Raw genomic sequence first — 5,672 nt, forward strand, 5'->3', positions numbered from 1 at the left:
CATCGTTCGCTGGGATAGTTATACTCACCCTCCCAGCGATAGCGGGGCACCTACAGCACAAAATACCCGTTTTGAGCGGCCCGACTCAGGCCGACATACCAGAGCCGGTTGTAGAATCGGGCGCGGCTCAAGGGGGAGTCATTACCCGCATGGCGACAGGCGTCGAGGTCTTTGCCATCGATGCCACAGTGCTGATAAGTACCGCCCTGGCTGTAATGCACCGTCAGGGCATAGCAGGGTTTGAGGTTGGGAAACTTCTCAAGATGCTCATAGTAGCGCCGCCACAGGAACCGATTGCGAACCGCCGCCGCCTTCAAGTCCTGGCACTCTTGCTCAAATCGGGCCTGGTCATCGTGGTGGAGGGCGTAGATCGTGATGGGGGAACGGTCGCCTTCGACGATGACCCGCAGTTTCCAGACCGCATAGCCATCGAGGTGCGTTGCTTCAGCTTCTAAGACCTCCATTTCCATGGCGGTATGTACCAGGGTTTCCTTACCATCGGGGGAATTGATCCCTCGGTCTTTGGCCAGGAGTCGGTCTCCCGGTGCGTACTGAGGTTGAGGTGCGTCGGGGCCAAGCACGGCTCGCCGGATGACCCGGTTATACTGATCGACCGTGGCGTTGCGGAAGGCCACGATGCGGAAGGTGTCCGGGTTGTCTTTGATGCGGTCGATGTGGTTGAGCACCGCTCGAACCAGGGCATTGCGGGAGACGCGCATGGGGGTGCCGTCGGCGTTGATGGCCTTGCGGTCAGGCTTGAACCAGGCATAGTTCCGTTTCTTAGCCGTGACGGCTCGACGGGCCGCCGTGACGACATCCATCAGCGGGCCGTCGGCTTGGCGAATCGGTTGGGTCAGCTTGACCTGGTTCATCCCCGACTTGAAGAAGGGGCTGAGGCCTTCCCCGACCGGGTAGAGCTGAGCCGGGTCGCCCGTGCCCAAGAACCGGGTCTGGCCCAGGTAGGGCCGCATGAAATTCCAGACGGCTTGATTGATCATGGAGCCTTCATCGGCCAGCATCAGGTCATACCAGCCAATCGTTGGCGAATCCACGGGCTGGAGTTCTTTGCCATTCTCGCCAGCACTCAGCCGCAGCCCCAGCAGGCTTTGGATGGTGCAGAACGTGACCTGGTGACTGATGCCGTACTGCCGAGCCGAGCGCTGCAAGATGGTCAGGGCTTTGTGGGTGGGGGTGGCACAGACGACCCGCAGGCCCCGGTCTACGGCGGCAGCAACGAGCGCCATGTTGAGGTAGCTCTTACCGCTCCCGGCGGCCCCAATCCCAAGGAGTTGGGAATCGGGAGTACCGGGCTGGGCCTGTAGCAACGCGGCACCCTGGGATAGATAGGCGGCCTGTTGTTCGTTCTGGGGCACAACCGAGCGAAAATCAAACCGTTCCTGGGCTATCTCTGTATTCATGGCCAAAACCTGAAAAACATCCCAAATTTGGGCGATAGCCCTCCCTATTGGTTTGGACTTAGGATTGATCCCAGTACGCTTTCGTCATGATGTAGGCGAATCTAATTCATTTCTATCGATGGGTAGAGGTTGTCTGAGATTGGGTTGTCACGAATATCCGTCCACCATATTTTTCATCGACCGCTGTCTGGGCAAAAGCTAGCCACCGTGATCTGAGGCTAGGGCCATACCGCCTAACTCCACGACAGCCACTTTGCCAAAGACGCTAAAGATGTCGATTGACTACCCGCCGTTGACCAACGGGAATGTATAGTCATTCCAATTAAGACTGAGTCCCTAAAAGCATACTAGAGTAAGGCTTTTAGGGTTTGGCTTGTCTCATTCTTATGAAGAACAACTATATCACCCAAACTCGCGTTGTCCAGCATTTCTAAACCCACCTGGACTACCGCTATCCGGACAACTGGGAGATCCGCCCCAACAGTGGCAATAAAGAAATTTCTACCGCAGGGGTAAAGTATGGTAATGCCGCGAATGCACCCTACAGATTTCACGGAAAAAGAGTACGCTAAGCTGATGTGCATCTAAATTGCATAGCGCTTTTCTCAGTAGCGCTTGCTATAAGGATCTTTGATTGATCTGGTGATTGTATTTTAGATGGCTAACAGTTTATGATGGGATTGTCCTAATCTAGGAATAGAACTAACCACCGAATAGCAACACCGATGAAAAGACCTAAACTTGATGAAGAAAAAGCTACAATATCAATATCTCCCGTTGATTCAATAATAATATCTCCAGCCAAAGGAAACATAATGATTTGCAAGATTACGCCCAAGCCAACAACAAAGATTCCCAAGCCTAAAATCAGCTCTCCCACAACTGGAATTAAGCCTATTGCAAAAAACATTGCAAAAGCTGGTAAAGCGTACTGAAACGAGCCATTAGGGATTAGCTGAAGTAGAAACGAGTTGAAGGAGCCACTTAATATTGATATCGCTAGTATGACAAGAAGAATTATTGCTATAAATTTGACAACGCCAGACCAATCTTGAGATTGATATGAACTTGGAGATACAGGTATCTGAGGAGGAGTAATCGGCGGCGGTGGTGCTGCTGGCGGCGCTGGCGGCCCTGGCATAGGATTTTGTATGGGTGCTGCAACTCTTTTTTGGTTAGAAATACTTGATTGCTGGGCACACCAAGGACATTTCTTTAGGTGATTTCCATGCCAATGTTGTGAAATCTTCTTACACTGAACTAAGTTTTTTTCAGCTACTTTTAGGGCATCCATCCAGTCTTGCGTGTTTGGACGCAAGTTAGGTTGGCGGTGTCCAGCAACAAAACAACGAACAAACAAGGCTTGTAGATCAGGATGCAAGTTGGTAATTGCAGGTGCTTGAGGTGGTGGTTTTATTTTTGAATTATCTTGATAGGGGAAAATGCCATTTTTGATGCAGTATAAATAGATGCCGCCCTCAACGGAGAAATTGGGATCTTTTGGTGCTCCGGTGAAGGGATGAAAGCCATTCATTAATAGCTGAAAAATCAAAATTGCTAAGCCAAAACGGTCGTGTTCTACGGAGCGATCTATCGCATCTAGTTTCAGTCCGTGCAGTTCAGGTGGGGTATAGTCAGGTACGCCTACTGTGCAGCGAAAGATGCGATTGCCATCCTGAATTTGAAAGGAATCCGTATCTACTAATGTCACCATCGCTGTATCCGTGACTAACACATTTTTCTGGTTCACATCCCCCATTACATCACCTCTTTCGTGAAGGGCATGGAGGGCGATGGCGAAGTTTTGGGCGACTCGGTGCATATAGCGCAAGTCGAAATGGGCGAGGGAGCTTTTGGCACGGACTTTGGTGTTAAAGACCTGGAAAATGTCGGAGGAATCTTCAATGCGGGGCATGAGGTATCCCACAAAGTCTCCCTGGTCGTAGAGTAGAGTCGTGGGCCATGCAATAGAAACATGGGGCGGGTTAAAGTTACGAGTTTCGTCCTTTGGCGGATTGGCCACCATCGCCTTAATCTTGGCCCCCCGTTCCGGTGTTCGACATTTGGTGAAGTAGATTTTAGCGACCTGGGATGGATCACCTTTGATAGTCCAAATTTCGCCCTCGCCACCTTTCGCTAGAAGGACGTCGGTTTCGATGCGTTGGCCGGATGAGGTCGTAAAGGTCATCGGTAAAACCCCTAGGGATGTGGGTAATGAAGGGTGCTGAGAACGACGATGGTTTTATCGTCATCGGTTTTGCTGCAAACGCGAGGGGACGCTAAAAACTGGCGCAACTCCTCGGAGACAGTTTGAGTGTCTACGGGTTCAGCTAGGGCTTCAAAAAATGGCATAAAAAATGGTCGATAAGGTTGCCCCGTCGCCACATTCATCGAGAGAGTTTGCAGACCATCCGTCAGCAAACAAACGGCCCGCAACGGTTCTTGTAGGGTGCAAAATTCCACCAAATCCAGGGCGTTGGCCTGGGTAAGCGGAAAGGTTTCGTTCACAAACTCGCCTCGCTGGGGAGGAATGACCGTGGCCATCATGTCGTCTAGGGTATACATCACCACGGCCCCATCGCCCAGTTGGCCCACCGTCAGCCATTCCGCCGTCCAAATCACCACAATCAGCGTTGTGGCCAGATCACTCAGGGGGTGGGCATGGGCTTCGGCTTGGTCAACTAATGCCTGCCTAGCAGCAGCAAAGCTCTTGGCAAGCAAGAGCTTCCAGCCCGCTGCATCAATAGGATAGGCGGCAGAGTCGGGGAGCGCTTGCTCTAGCACGGTCAGGGCCGTTTCCAACGCCAGGGCCGACCCCACATGGGATTGTGCTGCTGAACCCAACCCATCCGCCACCGCCGCCACCACGGCCTGGGGCAAGACTCGATACCCGTGGGCGTCTTGGCAGGGGGTTCCTGTCTTCAGGTGACTAGTGCCCAGAGTCGATGCACCGATGGCTTGCCACATCAGACTGCCCCCCATCCCATCGGCGATTGCAGGGGCACATCCTCACCCGGAATCGATGCCGACACCGCACTGAGACTGGAGGATAGCCAAACAAACATTTCCCGGAAGTTCAATCCTTGTAGTCTCAGAGCTTGGCGACTGGACAGTTGGTTAAGCAAGTCCATATTTGCCCCCTCGACCCCCACGGCAAAGAAGGCAATCTTTTTATCTCGATCCGCTGCCTGAAGCCGGAGCCGCGCCTGCTCCCACACGGCCCCATCCGTCGGCCCACCGTCGGTAATCAAGAAAATCCACGGCCTGAAATAGGAGATACCGTTGACCTTATAAACGCCCTTTCGTTCGTCCAATAGGTCGAGTGCTCGGTTAATCGCTCCACCCATCGGGGTTACATCGTCAGCTACTAGGGTGGGCGGGTTAAACTGGGCCACCGAGATAAAATCTTGCGCCACTTTAACAGGCCCGAAGGTGATGATACTCAGCTCAACCCGCAGTTGGGCCAGCTCATCCTTCATTAACTCGTTTTTAAGCACCCGTAGCCCCTCGTTCAGTTCGGCAATGGGCTGTCCACTCATTGAACCTGAGGTATCCAGCAGTAGCACACAGGCACAGCGAGGTTCTGGGTTGCTCGCATCAAACTCAACCGCATCAAAGTTAATCGCCACCGATTCTTCTCCATAGCATCGTTACTCTCCGATAGTGCCCAATTTCTGGGGAACAGTATCAGATTTTTCGTGAAGAAAGCTTACTGGATGTGAGCCAGGACATTTTGAGGAATCTGTCTGAACAATCCTCCCTAGCCGCAGAACTAGCCGCTCAACAGGTGGCCCAAGGTCAGCAAGCTCAGGTGGATCGGGCGATGGGAAACCTGCTGTCGGCTCAGCAAGCACGAGCCTTGGATCAGCAGACCATTCTGGCCCGTCGGGAGCGCATTGCCAGCGGCAACCGGGCCATTGAGCAGATTGGCACGTTGATGATGCCCGGTGGATTCTCCCTCGGCACGACAGGGGCGGACTCAGAGGCGGACTCTGAAGGTAATCCAGCGATGCCTCAGCAGTAGTGGGTGTGAGTCCAGGTCAAGTTCAGTGTTTGGTGAGAAACCATGCTTTATCGTTTTGGGATGCCATCCAACGTAGGACACACCCTGCTTCAGCTAGGGGCCGAAGAAGGCGGTGACATTCTGCGCTCCTCCATCGAACTGAGCCAGGGCACGATTGACTCGTGGAACCAGGCCTGGATTGAAGTCTTTGGCGGGGGCCAGACCGGACTGTGGACAGGGGTGGTGCGTCT

At 53.1% G+C, this 5,672-nt stretch carries 5 protein-coding genes and 1 pseudogene; 2 read left to right on the plus strand and 4 right to left on the minus strand.

The window, feature by feature from the left end:
- Window positions 1-50: 50 nt before the first annotated feature.
- The 4 genes from H6G62_RS25700 to H6G62_RS25715 all read right to left on the minus strand — a co-directional run bounded on the left by H6G62_RS25700 (window position 51) and on the right by H6G62_RS25715 (window position 5,047).
- Window positions 51-1,418, minus strand: a complete 1,368-nt coding sequence (locus tag H6G62_RS25700; RefSeq protein WP_190500508.1) for an AAA family ATPase — start codon at window positions 1,416-1,418, stop codon at window positions 51-53.
- A gap of 685 nt (window positions 1,419-2,103) precedes the next feature.
- Window positions 2,104-3,606: a hypothetical protein gene (locus H6G62_RS25705; RefSeq protein ID WP_190500510.1), complete on the minus strand. Its 1,503-nt coding sequence runs from the start codon at window positions 3,604-3,606 to the stop codon at window positions 2,104-2,106.
- An 11-nt stretch (window positions 3,607-3,617) separates the two neighbouring features.
- Window positions 3,618-4,385, minus strand: coding sequence for a PP2C family serine/threonine-protein phosphatase (locus H6G62_RS25710; protein WP_190500512.1), 768 nt, complete (start codon window positions 4,383-4,385; stop codon window positions 3,618-3,620).
- Window positions 4,385-5,047: a VWA domain-containing protein gene (locus H6G62_RS25715; protein ID WP_347239426.1), complete on the minus strand. Its 663-nt coding sequence runs from the start codon at window positions 5,045-5,047 to the stop codon at window positions 4,385-4,387. Before H6G62_RS25715 ends, H6G62_RS25710 begins: the two co-directional genes overlap by 1 nt.
- An 89-nt stretch (window positions 5,048-5,136) precedes the next feature.
- Here H6G62_RS25715 and H6G62_RS25720 point away from each other — a divergent pair, with 89 nt between their 5' ends.
- Window positions 5,137-5,442 carry a hypothetical protein gene (locus tag H6G62_RS25720; protein ID WP_190500514.1) on the plus strand — a complete coding sequence of 102 codons (306 nt, stop codon included), beginning with the start codon at window positions 5,137-5,139 and terminating at the stop codon, window positions 5,440-5,442.
- A gap of 42 nt (window positions 5,443-5,484) precedes the next feature.
- Window positions 5,485-5,672: pseudogene (locus tag H6G62_RS25725) on the plus strand (hypothetical protein); the annotation flags it as partial.

It is taken from the genome of Phormidium sp. FACHB-1136 (assembly GCF_014697375.1).
Classification (GTDB): domain Bacteria; phylum Cyanobacteriota; class Cyanobacteriia; order Phormidesmidales; family Phormidesmidaceae; genus Nodosilinea.

What these genes read in the sequence shown, in the direction of transcription:
- H6G62_RS25700 (WP_190500508.1), bottom strand. Translation starts at nt 1,418, where the DNA reads ATGAATACAGAGATAGCCCAGGAACGGTTTGATTTTCGCTCGGTTGTG.
- H6G62_RS25705 (WP_190500510.1), bottom strand. Translation starts at nt 3,606, where the DNA reads ATGACCTTTACGACCTCATCCGGCCAACGCATCGAAACCGACGTCCTT.
- H6G62_RS25710 (WP_190500512.1), bottom strand. Translation starts at nt 4,385, where the DNA reads ATGTGGCAAGCCATCGGTGCATCGACTCTGGGCACTAGTCACCTGAAG.